General features: G+C 41.9%; 18 protein-coding genes and 1 pseudogene. 7 read left to right on the forward strand and 12 right to left on the reverse strand.

Annotated features, from left to right (window positions below; translation table 11 throughout):
• Positions 1-40: 40 nt before the first annotated feature.
• On the forward strand, positions 41-961 hold the full coding sequence (locus QZZ23_RS06150; protein WP_292467820.1) for a ribose 1,5-bisphosphate isomerase: 921 nt from the start codon (positions 41-43) through the stop codon (positions 959-961).
• A 63-nt stretch (positions 962-1,024) separates the two neighbouring features.
• Here QZZ23_RS06150 and QZZ23_RS06155 read toward each other — a convergent pair whose 3' ends face one another.
• The 4 genes from QZZ23_RS06155 to QZZ23_RS06170 form a co-directional block, all read right to left on the reverse strand.
• Complete coding sequence (locus QZZ23_RS06155; RefSeq protein ID WP_292467822.1) at positions 1,025-1,426, reverse strand: DUF1699 family protein; 402 nt, start codon at positions 1,424-1,426, stop codon at positions 1,025-1,027.
• A 215-nt stretch (positions 1,427-1,641) separates the two neighbouring features.
• Positions 1,642-1,932, reverse strand: a complete 291-nt coding sequence (locus QZZ23_RS06160) for a helix-hairpin-helix domain-containing protein (protein WP_292467824.1) — start codon at positions 1,930-1,932, stop codon at positions 1,642-1,644.
• Positions 1,929-2,663, reverse strand: coding sequence for a SagB/ThcOx family dehydrogenase (locus QZZ23_RS06165; protein ID WP_292467826.1), 735 nt, complete (start codon positions 2,661-2,663; stop codon positions 1,929-1,931). Before QZZ23_RS06165 ends, QZZ23_RS06160 begins: the two co-directional genes overlap by 4 nt.
• Positions 2,664-2,698: 35 nt before the next feature.
• On the reverse strand, positions 2,699-3,340 hold the full coding sequence (locus QZZ23_RS06170) for a class I SAM-dependent methyltransferase (protein ID WP_292467828.1): 642 nt from the start codon (positions 3,338-3,340) through the stop codon (positions 2,699-2,701).
• Positions 3,341-3,425: 85 nt separating this feature from the next.
• Here QZZ23_RS06170 and QZZ23_RS06175 point away from each other — a divergent pair, with 85 nt between their 5' ends.
• On the forward strand, positions 3,426-4,001 hold the full coding sequence (locus tag QZZ23_RS06175; RefSeq protein WP_292467829.1) for a DNA-3-methyladenine glycosylase I: 576 nt from the start codon (positions 3,426-3,428) through the stop codon (positions 3,999-4,001).
• A 20-nt stretch (positions 4,002-4,021) separates the two neighbouring features.
• Here QZZ23_RS06175 and QZZ23_RS06180 read toward each other — a convergent pair.
• The 3 genes and pseudogenes from QZZ23_RS06180 to sppA all read right to left on the reverse strand — a co-directional run bounded on the left by QZZ23_RS06180 (position 4,022) and on the right by sppA (position 6,230).
• Positions 4,022-4,702, reverse strand: a pseudogene (locus tag QZZ23_RS06180) (ABC transporter ATP-binding protein).
• Positions 4,687-4,911 (reverse strand): hypothetical protein, encoded by a 225-nt coding sequence (locus QZZ23_RS06185; RefSeq protein WP_292467831.1) that lies wholly within the window; start codon positions 4,909-4,911, stop codon positions 4,687-4,689. Before QZZ23_RS06185 ends, QZZ23_RS06180 begins: the two are co-directional and overlap by 16 nt.
• Positions 4,912-4,979: 68 nt before the next feature.
• A complete protein-coding gene (gene sppA, locus QZZ23_RS06190; RefSeq protein ID WP_292467833.1) occupies positions 4,980-6,230 on the reverse strand; it encodes a signal peptide peptidase SppA in 1,251 nt (416 codons plus the stop codon).
• 149 nt (positions 6,231-6,379) lie between these two features.
• Here sppA and metG point away from each other — a divergent pair, with 149 nt between their 5' ends.
• The 3 genes from metG to QZZ23_RS06205 all read left to right on the forward strand — a co-directional run bounded on the left by metG (position 6,380) and on the right by QZZ23_RS06205 (position 12,414).
• The gene (gene metG, locus QZZ23_RS06195) at positions 6,380-8,419 is read left to right on the forward strand and encodes a methionine--tRNA ligase (protein WP_292467835.1); all 2,040 of its coding nucleotides are present in this window, start codon (positions 6,380-6,382) and stop codon (positions 8,417-8,419) included.
• 249 nt (positions 8,420-8,668) lie between these two features.
• Complete coding sequence (locus tag QZZ23_RS06200; RefSeq protein WP_292467837.1) at positions 8,669-10,126, forward strand: ATP-binding protein; 1,458 nt, start codon at positions 8,669-8,671, stop codon at positions 10,124-10,126.
• A gap of 173 nt (positions 10,127-10,299) precedes the next feature.
• Entirely contained in the window at positions 10,300-12,414 is a 2,115-nt protein-coding gene (locus QZZ23_RS06205; RefSeq protein ID WP_292467839.1) for an ATP-binding protein, read from the forward strand.
• A gap of 189 nt (positions 12,415-12,603) precedes the next feature.
• On the opposite strand, the gene cyaB is transcribed toward QZZ23_RS06205, so the two are convergent.
• From cyaB to QZZ23_RS06230, 5 genes are read right to left on the reverse strand one after another with little or no spacing between them, the layout of a single operon-like run.
• Complete coding sequence (cyaB, locus tag QZZ23_RS06210; protein ID WP_292467841.1) at positions 12,604-13,149, reverse strand: class IV adenylate cyclase; 546 nt, start codon at positions 13,147-13,149, stop codon at positions 12,604-12,606.
• Positions 13,150-13,164: 15 nt separating this feature from the next.
• The gene (locus QZZ23_RS06215) at positions 13,165-13,554 is read right to left on the reverse strand and encodes a Zn-ribbon domain-containing OB-fold protein (RefSeq protein ID WP_292467843.1); all 390 of its coding nucleotides are present in this window, start codon (positions 13,552-13,554) and stop codon (positions 13,165-13,167) included.
• A gap of 5 nt (positions 13,555-13,559) precedes the next feature.
• Positions 13,560-14,732: a thiolase domain-containing protein gene (locus QZZ23_RS06220; protein ID WP_292467845.1), complete on the reverse strand. Its 1,173-nt coding sequence runs from the start codon at positions 14,730-14,732 to the stop codon at positions 13,560-13,562.
• A 10-nt stretch (positions 14,733-14,742) separates the two neighbouring features.
• On the reverse strand, positions 14,743-15,792 hold the full coding sequence (locus tag QZZ23_RS06225) for a hydroxymethylglutaryl-CoA synthase (protein WP_292467847.1): 1,050 nt from the start codon (positions 15,790-15,792) through the stop codon (positions 14,743-14,745).
• Between the two features lie 35 nt (positions 15,793-15,827).
• The gene (locus QZZ23_RS06230) at positions 15,828-16,568 is read right to left on the reverse strand and encodes a helix-turn-helix domain-containing protein (protein WP_292467849.1); all 741 of its coding nucleotides are present in this window, start codon (positions 16,566-16,568) and stop codon (positions 15,828-15,830) included.
• A gap of 279 nt (positions 16,569-16,847) precedes the next feature.
• Between QZZ23_RS06230 and QZZ23_RS06235 the strand changes: the two genes are divergently transcribed.
• Together QZZ23_RS06235 and QZZ23_RS06240 are read left to right on the forward strand one after the other, a co-directional pair.
• Positions 16,848-17,510, forward strand: a complete 663-nt coding sequence (locus tag QZZ23_RS06235; protein WP_292467851.1) for a Dna2/Cas4 domain-containing protein — start codon at positions 16,848-16,850, stop codon at positions 17,508-17,510.
• A gap of 50 nt (positions 17,511-17,560) precedes the next feature.
• Positions 17,561-19,465 carry a phosphoadenosine phosphosulfate reductase family protein gene (locus QZZ23_RS06240; RefSeq protein WP_292467853.1) on the forward strand — a complete coding sequence of 635 codons (1,905 nt, stop codon included), beginning with the start codon at positions 17,561-17,563 and terminating at the stop codon, positions 19,463-19,465.
• The last annotated feature ends 1 nt before the right edge of the window (position 19,466 follow it).

The following is a 19,466-nucleotide window of genomic DNA, read 5'->3' on the forward strand; positions in this document are numbered from 1 at the left end:
GACTGGCTAAATATAAATTCTTTAAATACGACTTATAATTATGGATAATCTGGATACTACAGCACAGAAGATAAGGACGATGGAGATCAGGGGCGCAGGAAGGATTGCAGTTGCAGCATCAGCCGCACTAAGGGATTATGCAATATCATTAAAATCCCTGTCCTTAATTGAGTTCAACGCTAAGTTCGAAGAGGCTGCACAAACGCTTGTTGACACAAGACCAACTGCCGTGTCTCTACCCAATGCTGTTGCTCTTACAAAGAAACACAATGCTACAAATGTCTATGACGCCATTGATGAAATTTCAGAAAATGCAGAGAAATTCATCACAAATGCAGGAGAAGCACTGGGGAAGATTGGCAAGATAGGTGCGCAGCGTATTCACGATGGCGATGTCATCATGACCCACTGCAATTCCCACGCAGCACTTTCTATTATCAAAACAGCCTTTGACCAGGGAAAGAATATCTCCGTTATTGCCACGGAATCCAGACCAAGAAGGCAGGGTTTGATTACCATCAGGGAATTGAACGACTATGGTATTCCTACAACTCTTATTGTAGATTCTGCTGTGAGGCTCACCATGAAAGAAGTTGATCTTGTGGTAGTAGGCGCAGATTCCATATCTGTGAACGGTGCTCTCATAAATAAGATCGGCACTTCCCAGCTTGCAATGGCAGCACGGGAAGCCCGCAGAAATGTTATTGTTGCTGCAGAAACATACAAATTCAGCCCCCGCACTCTCCTTGGAGAGATGGTTGAGATAGAGGACCGTTCCAGTGATGAAGTAATAGATGCTGAGACTCTCAGGGAGCTTCCAAATGTCAAAGTCAAAAATCCTGCATTTGATGTAACTCCGGCAGAATACATCGACCTTATAATCACTGAAGTCGGAGCTTTCCCGCCAGCTATGGCTTTCACAGTAATAAAGGATTATCTGGGACTTGAGCTGGCAGTTTAAGCTGAAGGTTTACGAATAGAAAAGAAAAGGAGTGAAGGTATTCGAAAACCCCGCGAATATCAGCTACTTTCGGCTTTTGAGAAGGAACCGAAGTAGGTCTGAACTCATATGCAGTTCTCTGCTCATCTTTGCTATAATTTCATCATCCGAAAGGCTATCTGCACGATACTGGTCTATGCGGTCATAAATGCTTTGTGAGACCTCTGAATACTCATTGATGTCTTTTCTGTGTCCCCATACATCACCTTCAAGAAGGGCTATACCTTTCATTTCCATGAACATCCTTGTAGAAGTGGAGATGCTTTTCATGTAAGATGGAGGGATGTGGAGGGCTTTCACATTAGGGGATTTTGTTACAAGGGATAAGATATCTGTATTCGATGGTCTGAATGCAAGATGAATCATTTCCTCTTTATCACTGAGGCTATCAATCTCATCTTTTGAACTTACAACTCTTATTTTCATGTTTCTCACCAATATTTTGAATATTATAGTATTGTTTTGTCGAGATGTACTCAAATTATTTAAGAATAACTGTATATACAATAGTTATGTACCATTTGCGCCAATATTCTTGGTATGACAGTTATGTATGATTATTCAGCATCGTTAAAAAAGTATATATTATGAAATTCCTCTGTTTTTCATAATTTTTAGGAATTTGAGCAAATCCCTGAGCATCAATCTTTCCAGTTCCACCATTTTAGCAGATGCGGATCATGTTCATCGTTAGATGCAAAATAGACTGCACATCTGAACACATATAACATGCATCTGTCCACATGCATGCCCTGGAAGTCACATAATTGTTGATAGAGTTCTTCAGGGTCTCTGTCCTTTAGGTCTCCAACATTACGGATACCAAGGTTCCAGAAGTCTTCTGCAATCATTTTTCCCACTCCGGGGATTTGCATAAGTTCCTTTGTCACTGTTTTATAATTTGCAAACGTTGAAGACATTTCATCTCTCATTTTTTACCTACCGTTGCAACATATATGACAAACTCATTTTCCCCATCAACCCCAATTGCAGGATTTATTTCCTCATCAAGAAATGCTGCAATGGCACACACTCCGCAACCCACCGCCTCCCCATTCAGGTAGAGATTCTGGCATGCGTGTCCTGCGTCCAGATGCAGATACCTGTAGCCTCTCTGCCCGTATCTCCATTCCATCCGGTAGGGCACTGCTGTCCAGATGAATGTCGCAGCACTGGTTTTTACAAATGCCTGGTCAAGACATCCATGTTTAATTTTATCTGCGATGTCCTTTTCCATATCTATCTCTACAAGTTTGTGCTCAATGGGAAGGAACCTGTACAGGCCTTTTTCGAGTTCTTTCACATTGTTTGCAAGTATATATGTCTCAAGTGCGTGCCTGGCTCCTGCCGAGGGTACTGTCCTGAAAGTAACAACATTCCTGACAACCTCTTTTACTCCCTGTGTGCACCAGAGCAGGTATGAGAGTTCTTCAATAGAAAGCGGCTCTGAACTATAGTTCCTGATGCTCGTTCTCTTCTCGATAGCCTGCCTCAGGTCAATATCCTTTACCTGTATATCCTTTGGTAAAGGTAGGTCTATTATATTTCCGGTATCTTTATCCCCCAGTTCCAGAGCTGGCTGTGGATAACCCATTGACTGGTCTGATATGTCAAGATACCTGTACTGTGTCTTTTCCATGAACTCTTTACCTGTTCCACTCATGATGATAACCCTGCTATTTCCTTAAAAGAGAATCTTCATTTGTTCTTTATACTTCTTGTCCCTACAACAACAAAAGAACCTCTTGAGAAACCTTCCTCCGGTATTTCCATAACTTTGATCTCAGACAGGGGTTTGAATATGGTTTGCCTGATAACAGGTTCATAGAAGCCATATTCTTCAAGTCTGTTTATGAGTTCCTTGGCCGAATGAAAAGTGGCATTCCCATAAAAATGACTCTCTTGTGCTTTCTTCTGATATTCTTTCCCAAGAGGACTATTACGTTCAATGAATGCGATAATAAGTTTTCCTCCTGACACAAGTACGCGAGATATTTCCAAGAGCGTCCTTTCCACATCTACAAAACAAATTGATGTGACCATCAGTATAAGTTCGAAAGATGAACTTTTCAGGGGTAAATCCTCTGCAATTCCTTTTATTACCCCAACACCATGTTTTTCCGCAATTTCCAGCATCTTTCTCGAAGGATCAAGCCCATAACTTATACCCAGGGCAGATGCGAACCTGCCTGTACCCACTCCTATCTCAAGGCTTTTTTCGGGCATCTCCGGAGGAATCAGCTCTTTCATGGCTTCCAGTTCTGATTCGTAGACGGCAAGGTGTTTCTCATACCAGCTGTCATATTTTTGTGCATAGATCTCGAAGAGGCTTTCTTTCATAGACAACACTATTTTTTCCTTTGTAAGTTATTTGAGTTAATTTGACAGAATAAAATATAAAGCGTTTGTAAGCTCTCTTTCAAATATGAATACCCGATGCCAATGGGCTGAAATGAACGAACTTGAAATTGAGTATCATGACACCGAGTGGGGTGTACCTGAGCATGATGACCAAAAGCTGTTCGAGTTCCTGATACTTGAAGGGGCACAGGCAGGGCTTAGCTGGGACACGATCCTTAAAAGAAGGGAGAACTACAGGAAAGCCTTTGATGATTTTGATTACAATGTAGTTGCCAGCTATGGCGAAGAGAAAATAGAGAAACTCTTACAGGACAGCGGCATCATAAGGAACAAATTGAAGGTGCGTTCCGCAGTGAGCAATGCAAAGGCGTTCATTGAGATAAGGGATGATTTTGGCTCATTCGACAATTACCTTCGGGGATTTTTGGTAGATGGAAAAACAATTCAGAATTCATGGAAATCAATGGACGAGCTACCTGCAAAAACGGAGTTGTCTGAAAAGATAAGCAAGGACATGAAGAAAAGAGGCTTCAATTTCGTGGGCGCCACGATAATCTATGCCTTCATGCAGGCTGTGGGAATGGTCAATGACCATGTGACCGGATGTTTCAGGCATGAAGAATGCAGAAAACGTCATTGAAATGACATAGGAGTCTGGATTCAATCAGCCATCAGTCCATCCTTTAATGTAATGACCCTGTCAACATAATCCAAGTGCCACTGCTCATGAGTGACCATTACTATGGTCTGCTGTTTTTCTTTATTGAACCTGCCGAACAGTTCCAGGATCTGTCTGGAGGCTTCACTGTCAAGATTGGCGCAGGGTTCATCGGCAAAGAGTATCTTTGGTTCATGCACCAGTGCCCTGGCGATAGAGACTCTCTGTTGCTGTCCTCCGCTCATTTAAGAAGGCAGGTGATGCATCCTGTCAGCAAGTCCTACAGCTTCAAGTATACCAGTCGCTTTTTCCATAACATCATCCTGTTTTAGTCCCTGCATCATCAAAGGGAGGTACACATTCTCAAGACCTGTCAGGGTTGGGATAAGGGCGTAATCCTGGAAAACATAACCGAGGTTATTAAGCCGGAATCTTATTTTCTGTTTATCGGTAAGTTCTGATACATTGGTTGAGTCAATAAAAACCTCTCCTGTGGTGGGGGTATCCAACAGTCCAAGCTGGTTGAGCAGGGTGGTTTTTCCACTGCCGCTTGAGCCGACTATAGCAACGAACTCTCCTTTGCCTATATTGAGGCTGATACCCTTCAGGGCTTTCACTTCCACCTTGCCCATGAGAAAGGTTCTTCTGACATCCTTTGCCTCTATCATCAGTTGGCACCCCATATAAGATCAAGCAGGCTTCTTTTTGTCATTCTGTAGGCTGGGATCAAAGATCCAATGATCGCTGCCATGAACAGCATCATTGCACGGACAATAGCTTCAGAATTACTGAGGTCCAGGCTAACCTTGCCAATTGGTGCGCTGATAGGGTGTGATTGTGTATAAGGTGTGAAAACGAACTGCATCAGGCTATATCCAATTACCATTGCCACAAAAGCGTAAAACATCGCCTGAAACACAAAGGATTGAATGTGGATTAAATGATGTGAAATAGTTCACATCAGATTATCTGGCCGTAGGGGCTTTCTTCGTAGTAGCGAAGGAATTCTTCTGCAGATACCGTTGCTTCTGCCTCCGATCCAAAGAGGAGGCTTGAAAGGGATGGTTTGTTCATGTAAACAATAGTTGGTTCTCCTTCTATTTCACCCATTTCTGCTGCCATGTCAATTGCATCGTAGAGGTTGCCGAATTCATCTACAAGACCGAGTTCTTTTGCTTCCCTTCCGGTGTATATCCTTCCATCTGCAAGGCTTTTTACTTCACTGACACTCATTTCCCTGCCTTCTGCAACATCTCTCACAAAGTTCCCAAAAACTTCCGCAACAACTTTATTGGCATATTCTTTTTCATCATCGGAAAGTCCTCTCCACGCACCGCCCATGTCCTTGAATTCCCCGGATTTTACTATATAGTAGTCAATTCCCTCATTCTCATAGTAGCCAGAAAGATTCTGGAACGTCCATATGGTCCCTATGCTTCCGGTCATTGTTGAAGGGTTGGCGACTATAAGATCTGCAGGAGATGACAGGTGATAGGCTGCACTTGCTGCCACGTCTCCCATGGAAATTATTACCGGTACTCCACTGTCACTTGCTTTCTTTACCTCACTATAGATCTCTTCTCCGGCAGTTGAAGACCCTCCTCCGCTATTCACTCGCAGGACAATGGCTTTTACATCTTCATCCCTGAGGGCTTTTCTGATGTTATCTGATACTTCTTCAGAACTTACATAACCAAGTCCGCCAGGAATACTGCTGGTGATAAGAGTTCCCTGGACATAGATCACAGCTACTTTGTTATTTGAAGAATAAATATCCCCATTAAAGCTCCCGTAAATGACTGCGAAGGTTGCGCCTATAATGAACAGGAGAACTGCAACAATGCCAATGTATTGCCATTTACGGCTTTTCTTTTTAATAACAGGAGGTTCACGGCGCGGTTCATTATAACCTGCCATTGCTTCCTTTTTTGGTTCTGTTATCGTTTTGTCGTTAGAAGTTTCAGGAGTGGTATTTACAGTTTCATCATTCGTAGTGTCGTTTATTGTCTCCCGTTTGGCCGGACTTTCAAAGGAAGAGTTTTCTTCAGGTTTGTTTTTAGCAGAAGCTATATCATCAGGTGCTTTTGTTTCTATGTTGTCAAATTCGACGCTGGTCTGGATTTCGTCGTTTTCGTTTTCATCATAGCTATATGGGTAAAGATGATAATCAATATCATCCTCTTGTTTTTGATTTGAATTATCTCCGTTCATCTATAGAATCCATCCCGGATATAAAATGTATTTGAACATTCAAAAACTTTGCCTTATTGATCAGCAAGCTAAATACGAGCGAAATATATTTTATAATTGCACGCAATGCAACATCAGAGCTAATAATCAATTTTCCCTGGAGATAATAAATGTCAAACATTCCTTCTGATAAAGCTGTGCTTGTAACATGCGGTCTTCCCTATGCTAACGGGAAAGCCCATGTAGGGCACCTTAGAACATATATCCCCGCAGATGTCTTTGTGAGGTCACTGAAGAAGAACTCACAGGAGACCACATTTGTTTGTGGATCAGATACTCATGGTACTCCGATCGTGGTAAATGCCGAGGAGCTTGGTATCACACCTAAAGAACTCATGCAGAAATATCATGTTCACTTCGATGAGGTGTTCAGGAAAATGGGCGTGAGGTTTGATGCTTACGGGACCACTGATGATGAGACAAACCACAACCGTACACTTGAGATTGTTAATAAGCTGATAGAAAAAGGCTATGTCTATCCTAAAGTGATAGAGATCGCATATTGTTCTCAATGTGACCGTTTCCTTCCTGACAGGTATGTTGCAGGTACATGTCCTCACTGTGGTGAACAGGCACGTGGTGACGAATGTGATCAGGGATGTGGCAAACATCTGGAACCAGGTGAACTCAAGGAACCCACATGTACCATATGCAAGGGTTCTGCTGTATATAAGGAGCAGGAACACTTTTTCTTCAAGCTTTCTGAGTTCAAGGATTTCCTGATGGAGCACCTTGAGGGTCTTGGAGGCACACTTAACGCACGTAACTATGCAATGGGCTGGATAAAACAGGAGCTTACGGACTGGTGTATCACCAGGAACCTTGAATGGGGCATAAAATTCCCTGGCCATGATGACCTTGTTGTTTATGTCTGGGTGGATGCACCTATCGGGTACATGTCTTTCACTGAAGAGTGGGCAGAGGCAACCGGCGGTGACTGGGAAAAGTTCTGGAAAGGTGACTGTCCGATCGTTCATTTCATTGGCGGGGATATTATCTATCACCACTGCATTTTCTGGCCTGCAATGCTCAAAGCCGCAGACTACAGCCAGGCATCTGCAGTTGTTGCATCGGGTATGCTGAAGATCGAGGACAAGACTTTCTCAAAGAGCCGTGGTTATGTTGTCTGGGTAGAAGAGGATTACCTTGACCATGGTTTCCATGCTGACCTTCTCAGATACTATCTAGTAAGCTATACCTCCCACACCAAAGAGGTCAATTTCTCATGGAAGATATTCCAGGATAAGATAAACACTGAGCTTGTAGGCGTATTCGGTAATTTCCTGTACAGAAACCTGCTTTTTGCTTTCAAGAACTTCGGTGAGATACCTGAGGGGGAGATTGACATGGAGGTAGTGGAAAAGATCAATTCCACCATTGAAGAGGTCAAGAGAGCAAATTCTGAATATGAGTTCAAGAAAGCGGCTGATACTGCAATGGCTCTTGCATCATACGGAAATTCATATTTCCAGTCAAATGAACCATGGAAGCTTATTAAAGAAGATAAGGATGCATGTGGAAAGGTTATCAAGAACTGTATTCAGCTGGCTAAGGCACTTGTACTGCTGTTCGAACCAATGACTCCTGGTAGTATGGAGGTAGCCTGGAAACAGATCGGTATGGAATCCGATATCCACACAGCTACCTATGAAGAAGCAACTGTTCCTGTGATAAGCGGAACAAAACTGGCAAAGCCTGAGATCCTGTTCACCAAGCTTGAGGATGATAAGATCGATGAAATGGAAGCGATATCTTCAAAGCGTATAAAGGCAGCAATGGCAAAGGAAGCAGGAATCAAGGAAGTAGAAAAAGTGGAATTCAAAGACGAAATAGAATATGATGATTTTGCAAAGCTTGATATCAGGGTTGGAAAAATCATTTCTGCCGAGAAGATCAAGAAATCAAAGAAACTCCTGCGTCTTCAGGTAGATATCGGTGATGAGGAACCAAGGCAGGTAGTTGCAGGCCTTGCAGAACACTACAAGCCTGAAGAGATGATAGGTAAAACAGTGAACGTGCTTGTGAATCTCAAGCCTGTGAAGCTATGTGGTGTCGAATCCCAGGGAATGCTCCTTGCAGCAGATGCAGGAGAAAGAGTTTCCCTGCTGACAACAGACAAAGATATGGGACCTGGTTCCTGTATAATGTAATTTTTTTTCGCGATGCAGGTGCTGAGTTTGTAGTACTTGCATTACTTCATTTTTCATATTTAAGGTCGCTGAAGCTCAAGTATTCTATTTATGTAGACTGCCATGGTTTAAATAAAAAGAATAATATATGTTCATTAATAATACTATTATTGATGTACAAAAAACATTGGTATAGATAACAAAAGTGAACATGAAGCCGTTTTCTTTGGTTCTCTTTCTTATCTGAAGTATCAGGTATGTGCGTGAAATATGGATCTGCGAAAAAAAGACACTATTCTACATGGCATTATCTATATCTTAATGGTACTTTTGATGGTACTTTCAAGCTACTTGATCTTTTCATTGAATATTACTAACTTTGAAGGTCAAGAGAGGCTTACAGTAATAACCAGTCTGACTCTGGCATTTTTAATTTTGGGTGCGACCAGTTTCGCTGCTCATCTGGCCGTAGCAAATAAAACGACATATACAAAATTCAGAGCTCTCATAGATGGACTCGGGTATGTACAGAAAAGTGGTGACTTATCTTCCAGAATAATGATTGCCGGAAGCGATGAGGTAAACTGGATTACCGATAACGTAAATAAGATGCTGGACTCCCTTCAGGAAAAAGAAGGAAAATACCATTCTCTTTTCGAACAATCCAATGATGCCATTATGATCCTAGACTCAAATGGCTTGATACTTGAAGCTAACGAAGGTACTTCTGAATTGCTTGGATATGAACAATGTATGTTATCTGAGCTGGATCTTACTTCTTTATCACCTGATGGTTCTTCTTCTAACATGGCTTATATTTACCAGGAGAGCCTCGAAAAAGGTTCATGTCAGGCAGAGGTGAAAGTTAAACTTTATGGAGGAAGTATAATTCATGCGGATATCAGTTCATCGATAATTGATAGAAAAAAAGGTATAGTTCAGGCGATTATACGTGATATAACTGAAAAAAAACGTTATGAAGAAATGTTGTTGAATGCAAAGCTCGAAGCTGAATCTGCCAATCGTGCAAAAAGTGAGTTCCTGACCAATATGAGTCATGAACTACGTACACCTCTTAACTCTATAATTGGTTTTTCAGACATGTTGCTTTTGGAAACATTTGGAGCACTGAACGCAAAGCAGAAACGTCATGTCAGTAACGTATCAAATAGTGGTAAACATCTATTAACTCTTATAAATGATATTCTTGACCTGTCCAAGGTTGAAGCAGGGAAGATGGAATTTTATGTTGAAAATATAATAATAGCTGACCTTCTGAATGATGTCATGAAAATAGCTTCTCCACTTGCATCAAAAAAGAATATAATTCTGATATCCAACATTGATTTACAATTGGTTTCAATCAAAGCCGATAGAAAAAAGCTCAAGCAGGTTCTTTTAAACCTTTTGAGCAATGCTATAAAGTTCACTCAAGAACATGGCAAGGTGACAATCGAGGCAAAAAAGCATGTTGAAACTGTCCAGTTTGAAGTAAAAGACACAGGAATTGGAATCTCTAAGAAAGATCAGGCTCTTCTATTTCATGAATTCACTCAGATTTATTCTGCCCAGAATCGTGAGTATGAAGGAACTGGGCTGGGACTTGCCCTGATAAGAAGGTTCGTGGAAATGCATGGGGGCAATGTCTGGGTGGAGAGTGAAGCGGGGAAAGGTTCAAATTTCCATTTTGAAATCCCTCTGATCGCAACAGAAAAATTGCTGCTATGAATCAATAAAAACGGTGTATGTATTAGTAAATTTTTTAACTATTAAATAGCAGGCGTAATATATTTATTTAAATATGGCTAACCGTTTAGTAAACAAGAAACAAATGAGGGGCAAATGAAAACTGCTTTTTTCCCTCCATTATATCGGAAATATAAGGGATTAAGTGATCGAAAATGGATATGGAAAAAAAAGGTATTCTTCTACACGGAAGTACTTTTATCGCGATAACACTTTTGATGTTATTTTCAGGCTCCATTATCTTTTCATCGAGTTTTACTAATCTTGAAGAGCAGTATGCTATTCACAACACAAACATGTTGACCGATACAATTCATAATGATATAAGTTCTCTCAGTTCAAGCGCATTATATCTTACATTATATGCACAACTTGACAATATAGACCTAAATAGCAGGGTAGGGTACGACCAAATACTCCGAAATGAAACACTACTTAAGAATCATGATATTGACCATCTTCTCATTTATGCCCCGTCCAATGAACTCCTTTTTATCAATGCCGGAGTATCTGAGGGGGGAAATGATAGTTCCTCATTTGATGAACTTGAAGCATACATCGCTTCCCATCCGGAGATTCTATCCAAATGTCAGAAGGCCGGTTCACTTTCCGGTCTGATCTTTCTTCCTGACAGAGCCATGGTAGTTGCCATGAACTCTTTAGCGTCAGGGAACGAATCTGAACAGGATATATCTGTCATCGTTGTTTCCAGGATGCTGGATTTAAAAGGAACGGGTACCATGCTGGAAGGATCCAGATTTTCTGTCCTTCTGGAAAATGTAAATACTCCAGATGTTAGCGACAGCCCGGTAACTGGTCAGTTTGCAGGCAATGTTTTTCTTAGTTCTTTCGATAATGGGGATCCAGCAGGCTCAGTGCAGTTATATGATATCATGGGGGATCCTGGAAAACTGCTTAAGGTCAGCACAATTGGACAAAACAGCACAGAGATGCTGAGGATGATGTTCCGGTTAGCTTTTGCATTATTGATTTTAGGAGCTGTTGGTTTCATCACTCATATAACCATAACAAATAAAATTACATATTCAAGATTCAAACATCTCATTGATGAAATCAGGCATTTGCAGAAGAGCGGTAATCTCTCTTCCAGAATAATGGTAGATGGGAACGATGAGGTAAACTGGATCGCTGACAACGTAAATGGTATGTTGGTATCACTTCAGGAAAAAGAAGGAAAATATCATTCTCTTTTTGAGCAATCCAACGATGCCATTATTGTCTTTGACTCAGATGGCTTAATTCTTGATGCAAATAGTCGAACTTCTGAATTGCTCGGATATGAAAAATCAATGTTATTTGAACTATATGTTTCCTCTTTATCGCCCGTGGGATATTCTCCTACTGCAGTGGATATTTTTGAGGAAACACTCCATAAAGGTTCTGTCAAGTCCGAGATCAAAATAAAGCTTTTCGATGACAGAGTGATTGATGCAGATATCAGTTCTTCGGTCATTAATAAAGAAGAAGGCACAGTTCAGGCAATTGTAAGGGACATAACTGAAAAGAAGCGTTCAGAAGAAACTTTGTTGTATGCAAAGATGGAAGCTGAAGCAGCCAATCGTACAAAGAGTGAGTTTCTGGCTAATATGAGCCATGAACTACGTACTCCTCTTAACTCTGTAATAGGTTTTTCAGATATGCTGCTTTTGGAAACATTTGGGAAACTGAACGAAAAGCAGAAACGACATGTAAGGAACGTGTCAAATAGTGGTAAACATCTATTGACTCTTATAAATGATATTCTTGATCTGTCAAAAGTTGAGGCAGGAAAGATGGAATTATGTGTTGAAGATATAAGAACTGCCAGTCTGCTGAGTGAAGCTGTGAGAATTACTTCTCCACTTGCATCAAAGAAAGAAATAATTTTGATATCTAACATTGATCCACAATTGGTTTCAATCAAAGCTGACAGGAAAAAGCTCAATCAGGTTCTTTTAAACCTTTTGAGCAATGCCATAAAGTTCACGCCGGAAAATGGCAAGGTGACAATCGAGGTAGAATTAGATGTTGAAAACATAAGGTTTGCAGTAAAGGATACAGGAATAGGAATATCTAAGAATGATCAGGAGTTTCTATTTCACGAATTCACACAGATAGATTCTGCCCAGAATCGTAAGTATGAGGGAACTGGTCTTGGACTTGCCCTGGTAAAGAAGTTTGTGGAAATGCACGGGGGGAAAGTCTGGGTGGAAAGTGAATTGGGAAAAGGTTCTTCGTTCTATTTTGAAATTCCTGTCAACGATAAATGAAAATATAAAAAATATAAAATCACTATGGCAGAATGTAATTGATAATTTCTCTATTTTTGCAGCCATCTCAAGATATGGTGTCCTGATAGAATCATTTGAATAGATAAAGATATGGATGCAAGATTCTGAATCAGGCCAGTCCAAAAAAATATATTATAGAATAATGGGCAAATTCACATCATTTATCTTTTATTGGCATTTATTCATCTTTTCTTCAGGATGATCAAGCACTATCTCAAGATATGATGTCCTGATGGAATCATTTTCACTGATTCCCAGCTTCTCAAGAAATGAGAATATAGTCTTACTATGGGTTTCAACATCTGATTCGGCAGTAATTTCAACCTCAATGAATTCCCCGAAGGTCCCTACTTTGTCAAGACAGATCGTCATGTTCTCATATTTGAAGATCTCTCTTTTCTTCCTGACCACTCCTGATTCATAGAAACCAAGGGCAAAAAGGATACTTCGAGCATTGCTACTGTCTACTTCAGTCTCAAACTCTTCACGTGTCTTGGATACCGAGTCCAGTTTTTTCCCCTTGTAGGTCATAACAGACCTTCCGTCAACAGAGCGTATCCTCAATGCTTCGTCGGTTTTAGCAAAATCCCGATGAGGGGCATTAAAATAGGTGTCACAATGCCTCTGTACACCTATTACCTCGGCACCCATGTTAGTGAGCAGTTCTTTTACCTGCTCATGGTCAGCACGGGCTTTAACTTCAATTTCTAACATATTGTTCATCTAACATTATTCAGGGACAAATTTGGTACCGTAGTAAATCATACCCTGTTCGCCGTCCTGTCCCAGTTTTCTGAACACAGGCTTTACTTTCATACCCATCTGCACAGTCTCAGGCTTGCATATTATCTGGCTTGTAAGGCTTGGACCCTCTTCCAGTTTTATAATTCCGAGAACATAGGGTGTCTGGTTCTCAAAACCTTCAGCAGCAGCGTGAATCACAGTGTATGTCACAACTTCTCCTTTTCCGGAGAACTTGTAATCCTCTATCTCGCCTTCACGCCTGCATGCAGGACACATGTTACGTGGGGGATAGAAGTATTCATCACATTTCTTACAGTGTGTGCCTACAAGGTTGTACCTTGCTACCTGTTTTCTCCAAAATCGTGGTACTGACATGATGATCACCTGTTCCTCGATAATATGTGTACAACAGCAGTTGCTCCAGAACCTCCCACATTGTGAGTCATTCCAATCTCAGCTCCATCGACCTGCCGCTTCCCGGCCTCTCCACGAAGCTGCTCGACTATCTCAATGGCTTGTTTTACACCAGTTGCTCCCACAGGGTGTCCGCAGGATTTGAGTCCGCCTGAAGTGTTTACAGGTATCCTTCCTCCAATTGCTGTCTCTCCATTCTGGGTTACGATTCCACCTTCTCCCTTCTTTGCAAAGCCAAGGTCTTCAATAGCACATATTTCGGCAATCGTGAAGCAGTCATGGACCTCTACAAGCTGTATGTCCTTTGGTCCCATCTTTGCCATTTCATATGCTCTTCTTCCGGCTACTACACTTGCATCCAGGGTTGTTATGTCCCTGCGGTCGTGCAGTGCGATAGTATCTGAGGCTTGTGCGGTTGCTTTTATGTAGATAGGTGTGTCAGTGTACTCATGGGCCACATCTGCAGGTGCAAGCACCACCGCAGATGCACCATCTGTTATGGGGGAACAATCGAATATGTGCAGTGGATCTGCAACCATTATTGATTTAAGAACCGATTCGACTGTTATTTGACTCTTATACTGAGCTATTGGATTATGTTGACCGTTGAAGTGGTTCTTCACAGCAACCTCTGCAAGCTGTTCACTTGTGGTTCCATATTTGTGCATGTGCATCTTGGCTATCATTGCGTAGAGTCCCGGGAAAGTTGCACCCATGATACCTTCCCATTCCCTGTCAGCAGCTGCTGCGAGGGCTGATGATGCTTTTGCAGAAGGTACGTCTGTCATCTTCTCGGCTCCGGCTGCAATCACAATATCATCCATGCCTGAAGCCACAGAATATATTCCCTGTCTGAGTGCCAGTCCGCCTGAAGCACATGCAGCCTCAACACGTGTTGAAGGTACATGAATATCCTTTGCCAGACCTGAATAATCAGCTATAAGTGCACCGATGTGTTCCTGTTCGACAAACTGTCCCCCGCTCATGTTACCGACAAACATTGCATCGATTTTATCTCCCACAACGCCAGCATCACTGACAGCACCCACACCGGCTTCAACTACCACGTCTCTAAAAGAGCGGTCCCACAATTCGCCAAATTTTGTGTTCTTAACACCTATGATTGCTACATCTCTCATTTTTCACACCTCATGCTATCTTTATCTTACCCTTATGTCTGGCATACTGGGCATAGTCCATGTAGATTGGATTTTCAAGTAGTTCCTCTACCTTTGGTGCTTTGTCACGTATCTCTTCTATTTTGTCTGTTACAGTTATGCTGAAAGCATCTCCGCCAGCTCCTGATCCAAATGCTGTTGCGAATATACGGTCACCGGGTTTGGCCTGGTCAAGTGTTGCTGCAATTCCCATCATGCATGAGCCGGAGTATGTATTTCCAAGTCTTGGAACTACAAGTCCTGGCTTTATCTGTTCTTTAGTAAACCCAAGCATTGAAGCTGCACGGGTCGGGAATTTTCCGTTTGGCTGGTGGAAAACTGCATAATCATAATCAGTTGGTTTTGTGTCCATTTTAGCCATAAGTCCTTTTGCAGCGTTTGTAACATGTTTGAAGTAGCCTGGTTCTCCTGTAAACCTGCCTCCATGCTCAGGGTATGGCATACCTTCACGTCTCCAGAAGTCAGGAGTGTCGGTTGTAAAAGAGTATGTATCTTCGATAATAGCTGTCAGTTCTGATTCCTTGTTACCGATGATATAGGCAACACCGCCTGCTGCGGCAGTATATTCAAGGGCATCTCCGGGAGCACCCTGGGCAACATCAGCACCTATAGCAAGTCCGAGGTCTATCATGCCTGAGGAAACAAGTCCCATACATGCCTGGACAGCAGCTGTTCCCGCCTTACATGCGAATTCAAAATCAGCAGCAGTAAGCACTGGAGTTGCACCAGTTGCTTCTGCAACTATAGTACTAGTGGGTTTGACAGCATAAGGATGGCTTTCAGAACCAGTGTACACCGCACCAATCCTCTGCGCATCTATGCCTGATCTTAAAACTGCGGCTCTTGCAGCCTCCACTGCAATAGTAGCTGCATCTTCATCAACATCGGGAACTGATTTTTCAAAGACCATCAGTCCTGATTTGAGTATCTCTGCATCGTCTCCCCATACGCGGGCGATTTCTTCGATCTTAATTCTATATTGTGGTACATAGGCACCATATGAGACTATCCCTACACTCATCTTAACACCGTTCAAACGTGCATTTAATGTGATATTTACTCGATAACATGGTATTCGCTGTATTTCTTCAGCGCTTCTACCATCTCGTCAATGTCCATTGTCGTTGCAAGAAGGGGAATCCTGTCAATCTCAGCCATTTTTTTAGCCATTAAATGAACCTCACTTCCACGTAGTCCATGCATCACAACAGCCCCGGGTTTCAGGTTTGTGACCCTTATAGCAACCATTGGTGATTTACCTGTTGTGACCTTAGTAAATATCATTGCGCGCTCGGTACTCCATCCATAGAGTTTCTGGAACTCATGGGATGAAAGTTCGAGAATAGCTTTTTTACTGTCAACAACGGTAAAACCGTAAAGTGGTTTTTCTACCCCCTTGTTAACGATATCTGCCTGAATGATATTCGCAAGTTTTGCAACCTGCATGGGAAATGTGTATTCATATGTGGCGTAAATGGCCTTTGACGTTTTATCTGCGAAAAGTATCCCCTCATAAGCATGAATTTTCTGTCCACCTCTCTGTGAATCTATTTCAAGGAGAGCTGCGACTATTCTGCTCACAATAAGCGTGCCTGGAGATTTCCTCCTACCACTTTCATAGTCGCTGATAACAGAAGGAGAAACGCTCAGATAACCTGATAGGTCAGTCTGCGCGATCTCGAAGTTCAATCGCCATTTTTTTAATGCCTCACCAGGCTTTTCAGACAGTGTAATCTCGCCTGCCATCTTTTCTGCAAGACGCTGGCGAACTATTCCATGCGATTCGTCTTCATTCATGCTTTATATTCCTAAGGGTAGATTAACATATATATTTAACGAATACAAGTTCGTTTATTGTCGATTCAATTTTATCTGGAACTTTTATTTATTTATAGTATGGTATATATCTACTATTAAAATATGTTTCTCACCAAAGAAAAAGGACAAATTCAAGTTTCTGAATTGTCTCTATACTTTTCCTGTGCAAGGAAATTATATTACTCATGCCGCGGCTACGAACCAGTATCTCATTCATCCTTTTCTTACATAGGACACCTCATATTAAAGGAAATGGCCATGTCATATCCTTATGTATTGAAGGATTCTTCGTCAAAAGACGATGTCACCTTTGAGGATTTAGATAATTTGCTTTTACAAGTGCTGGACAACATAAAAATGATATATCCTGTTGAAATGGAGTATGTTACGGCAGAAATTCTTGACAAGGTAGCAGATGATCTAAGGACATACTTCCCCGGGATGCAACAGGGCCTTTCTGCGCACGCAAAAGATACGGAAATATTGCGTTTAAGCGAGACACTCTGCCTTCATGATTCTGAACCCTTTCTTAGCTCTGAAAAGCTCAATATGATCGGTATGCCTTATAGGTTAGCAGAGAACGGAGTTTCCCTTTCACCGGTCATTATTAAAACAGGCAATCCTCCTGAAAATGGTGTTTGGCTTAATGACAGGTTGCATATTACATCTTTTGCAATGCTTGCAGAGGATATGAATGGACGTCCGGTCAATTCCGGCTATGTTCTGTATGCAAGGTCAGGGCTTTTCAGGAATGTAATTATACGTTCAACTGATCGCAGGTATGTGTTGCAGGCAATAGGTCGTGTTAGGAAGATAAAAGAAGGGAAAATGCCTGATAAAAAAGAGAGTGCTCTGTGTGACACTTGTATTTACTCAGAAATGTGTCACGTTAAACCATCTCTGATATCTAAATTCTTTTAGTATTTGCTTTGCCAAAAAGCATTTAAAACTTCAATATCTAGGTTGACAGAATGTCCAAACCGCTTTATCTTGGTGAACTGCTCCTTTACTGGTGCCCTTCATGTAATGTTCCTGTTCTTGGGAAAGAATGTTCCTGCGGTGCTTCTACCAGTCAGGTGACAATCACTCCTCCGGGAGATATCCGTCCTGCTTTTCAGTATGAGATCGATCTTATTAATAAACTTTCGATCGAACAGTTCAATGCGCCACTGCTAACTGATGAGCGTGTGGTGGTTTTGAATAAATCTCCTTATGATGATCGAATGGATGAGATAATATTTGACGGTGAGGTCATAGGTAGTATCCGTTTTGAACTGGAACAACTAAAGTGGGTCCTTCTTCTGAGGCTAAACGGTGCACGCCGTATATTTGCTAATACTAATCATAAAAAACTCAAAAGCTGGGTTTGCATAGATGCAGGTGCTGAAAAGTTCATTCTTGATGGTGCAAGCGTACTTGCTCCTGGTGTAAAGGATGCTGATCCGTCTATCAAGGAAATGAATGAGGTAGTTGTCCTGACCCATGAAGGCAAGGTACTTGGTGTGGGGCGTGCACGTATGAACGGGGAGAAAATGCTTGAGAGGGGGAAAGGTGTTGGTGTCAAGGTAAGGTCTAAGGAAGAACCTGCAGAACTTTCAATTCCTGATGGGGGACAGACATGGGACGATGTTGTAAACGCAAATGATAATTACATGAATGATTTTGTTGAACGTTCCCATAAATTCATCAAGAATGTTTCCTCTTCAGTGAGCAGGCCAGCAACGGTATCATATTCAGGAGGGAAAGATAGTCTTGCTGTTCTTCATCTTGTAAGCGAATGTCTTGATGATTATGATCTTCTTTTTGCTGATACGGGGATAGAATTCCCCGAAACCGTACAGAATGTCCACGATGTTGTGAAATTCTATGGTAAGCCTCTGAACATTATAAGTTCCGGGGATGCTTTCTGGGATTCTGTGGACAGCTTCGGTCCTCCTAGTGTTGAGGTCCGTTGGTGCTGCAAAGTATGTAAACTTGGTCCGATAACACAGATAATTGACGATAATTACGAGAATGGATGTCTCACTTTCATAGGTCAGAGAAAGTATGAATCCGGTACAAGGGCAAAAAGCGAGAGTGTCTGGAAGAACCCGTGGGTTGGGAACCAAGTGGCTGCTGCTCCTATCCAGAACTGGACTGCCATGCATGTCTGGCTGTATATATTCAAGAATGATCTTCTGTTCAATCCGATGTATGAGAATGGCTTTGACAGGATAGGCTGCTGGCTATGTCCTTCCTGTTCACTGGCTGATCTTGTAAGGCTTAAGGAAACACATCCTGAAATGGAGAAGAAACTCAATGACTATCTGCTTTCATATGCGCAGCGTATGGGCCTTTCAGAGGAATGGGTTAAGCACGGTTTCTGGAGATGGAAGGATTTGCCTCCTCAGTTGAAGGAAATTGCAAAGAAAAAAGGAATAAATCTCATTCCAACAGGAAGTAATGAAAATAGCCTGAACTTTACTGTAACTTCCGGTTATCGGCCATGTAAGCAGGGAGGTATATCTGCAGATGGTGGATTCGATAGTCCTGTAGACCTTGGAAGACTCGAGCAGACCGGCACGTTGGAAGCAGTGGGCAAAGCTACCTACATGGAAGGTGTGGCAATGGTAATAAGTGGGGAAAACCGTGCCCAGATATTTGCTTCCGGCAGTGTTACTGCAAGAAGTGATTCTGACAGGGATGCACGAAAACTCATGAAAAGAATAGAACTTTCTGTGAGAAGGGCACTGTTTTGCAGTGGATGTGGTGTGTGTGTGGGAAAATGCCCTCAGGGTCTTATTAAAATGAAGAAAGGTCTTGCAATTATCAATGAAGGTTGTACTCATTGTGGAAAATGTATTGAGGTGTGTCCGGTTGTCAAATTCAATTCATGAT

The organism is Methanolobus sp. (genome assembly GCF_016278385.1).
Lineage (GTDB): Archaea > Halobacteriota > Methanosarcinia > Methanosarcinales > Methanosarcinaceae > Methanolobus.

What these genes read in the sequence shown, in the direction of transcription:
- QZZ23_RS06150 (WP_292467820.1), top strand. Translation starts at nt 41, where the DNA reads ATGGATAATCTGGATACTACAGCACAGAAGATAAGGACGATGGAGATC.
- QZZ23_RS06155 (WP_292467822.1), bottom strand. Translation starts at nt 1,426, where the DNA reads ATGAAAATAAGAGTTGTAAGTTCAAAAGATGAGATTGATAGCCTCAGT.
- QZZ23_RS06160 (WP_292467824.1), bottom strand. Translation starts at nt 1,932, where the DNA reads ATGAGAGATGAAATGTCTTCAACGTTTGCAAATTATAAAACAGTGACA.
- QZZ23_RS06165 (WP_292467826.1), bottom strand. Translation starts at nt 2,663, where the DNA reads ATGAGTGGAACAGGTAAAGAGTTCATGGAAAAGACACAGTACAGGTAT.
- QZZ23_RS06170 (WP_292467828.1), bottom strand. Translation starts at nt 3,340, where the DNA reads ATGAAAGAAAGCCTCTTCGAGATCTATGCACAAAAATATGACAGCTGG.
- QZZ23_RS06175 (WP_292467829.1), top strand. Translation starts at nt 3,426, where the DNA reads ATGAATACCCGATGCCAATGGGCTGAAATGAACGAACTTGAAATTGAG.
- sppA (WP_292467833.1), bottom strand. Translation starts at nt 6,230, where the DNA reads ATGAACGGAGATAATTCAAATCAAAAACAAGAGGATGATATTGATTAT.
- metG (WP_292467835.1), top strand. Translation starts at nt 6,380, where the DNA reads ATGTCAAACATTCCTTCTGATAAAGCTGTGCTTGTAACATGCGGTCTT.
- QZZ23_RS06200 (WP_292467837.1), top strand. Translation starts at nt 8,669, where the DNA reads ATGGATCTGCGAAAAAAAGACACTATTCTACATGGCATTATCTATATC.
- QZZ23_RS06205 (WP_292467839.1), top strand. Translation starts at nt 10,300, where the DNA reads ATGGATATGGAAAAAAAAGGTATTCTTCTACACGGAAGTACTTTTATC.
- cyaB (WP_292467841.1), bottom strand. Translation starts at nt 13,149, where the DNA reads ATGTTAGAAATTGAAGTTAAAGCCCGTGCTGACCATGAGCAGGTAAAA.
- QZZ23_RS06215 (WP_292467843.1), bottom strand. Translation starts at nt 13,554, where the DNA reads ATGTCAGTACCACGATTTTGGAGAAAACAGGTAGCAAGGTACAACCTT.
- QZZ23_RS06220 (WP_292467845.1), bottom strand. Translation starts at nt 14,732, where the DNA reads ATGAGAGATGTAGCAATCATAGGTGTTAAGAACACAAAATTTGGCGAA.
- QZZ23_RS06225 (WP_292467847.1), bottom strand. Translation starts at nt 15,792, where the DNA reads ATGAGTGTAGGGATAGTCTCATATGGTGCCTATGTACCACAATATAGA.
- QZZ23_RS06230 (WP_292467849.1), bottom strand. Translation starts at nt 16,568, where the DNA reads ATGAATGAAGACGAATCGCATGGAATAGTTCGCCAGCGTCTTGCAGAA.
- QZZ23_RS06235 (WP_292467851.1), top strand. Translation starts at nt 16,848, where the DNA reads ATGTCATATCCTTATGTATTGAAGGATTCTTCGTCAAAAGACGATGTC.
- QZZ23_RS06240 (WP_292467853.1), top strand. Translation starts at nt 17,561, where the DNA reads ATGTCCAAACCGCTTTATCTTGGTGAACTGCTCCTTTACTGGTGCCCT.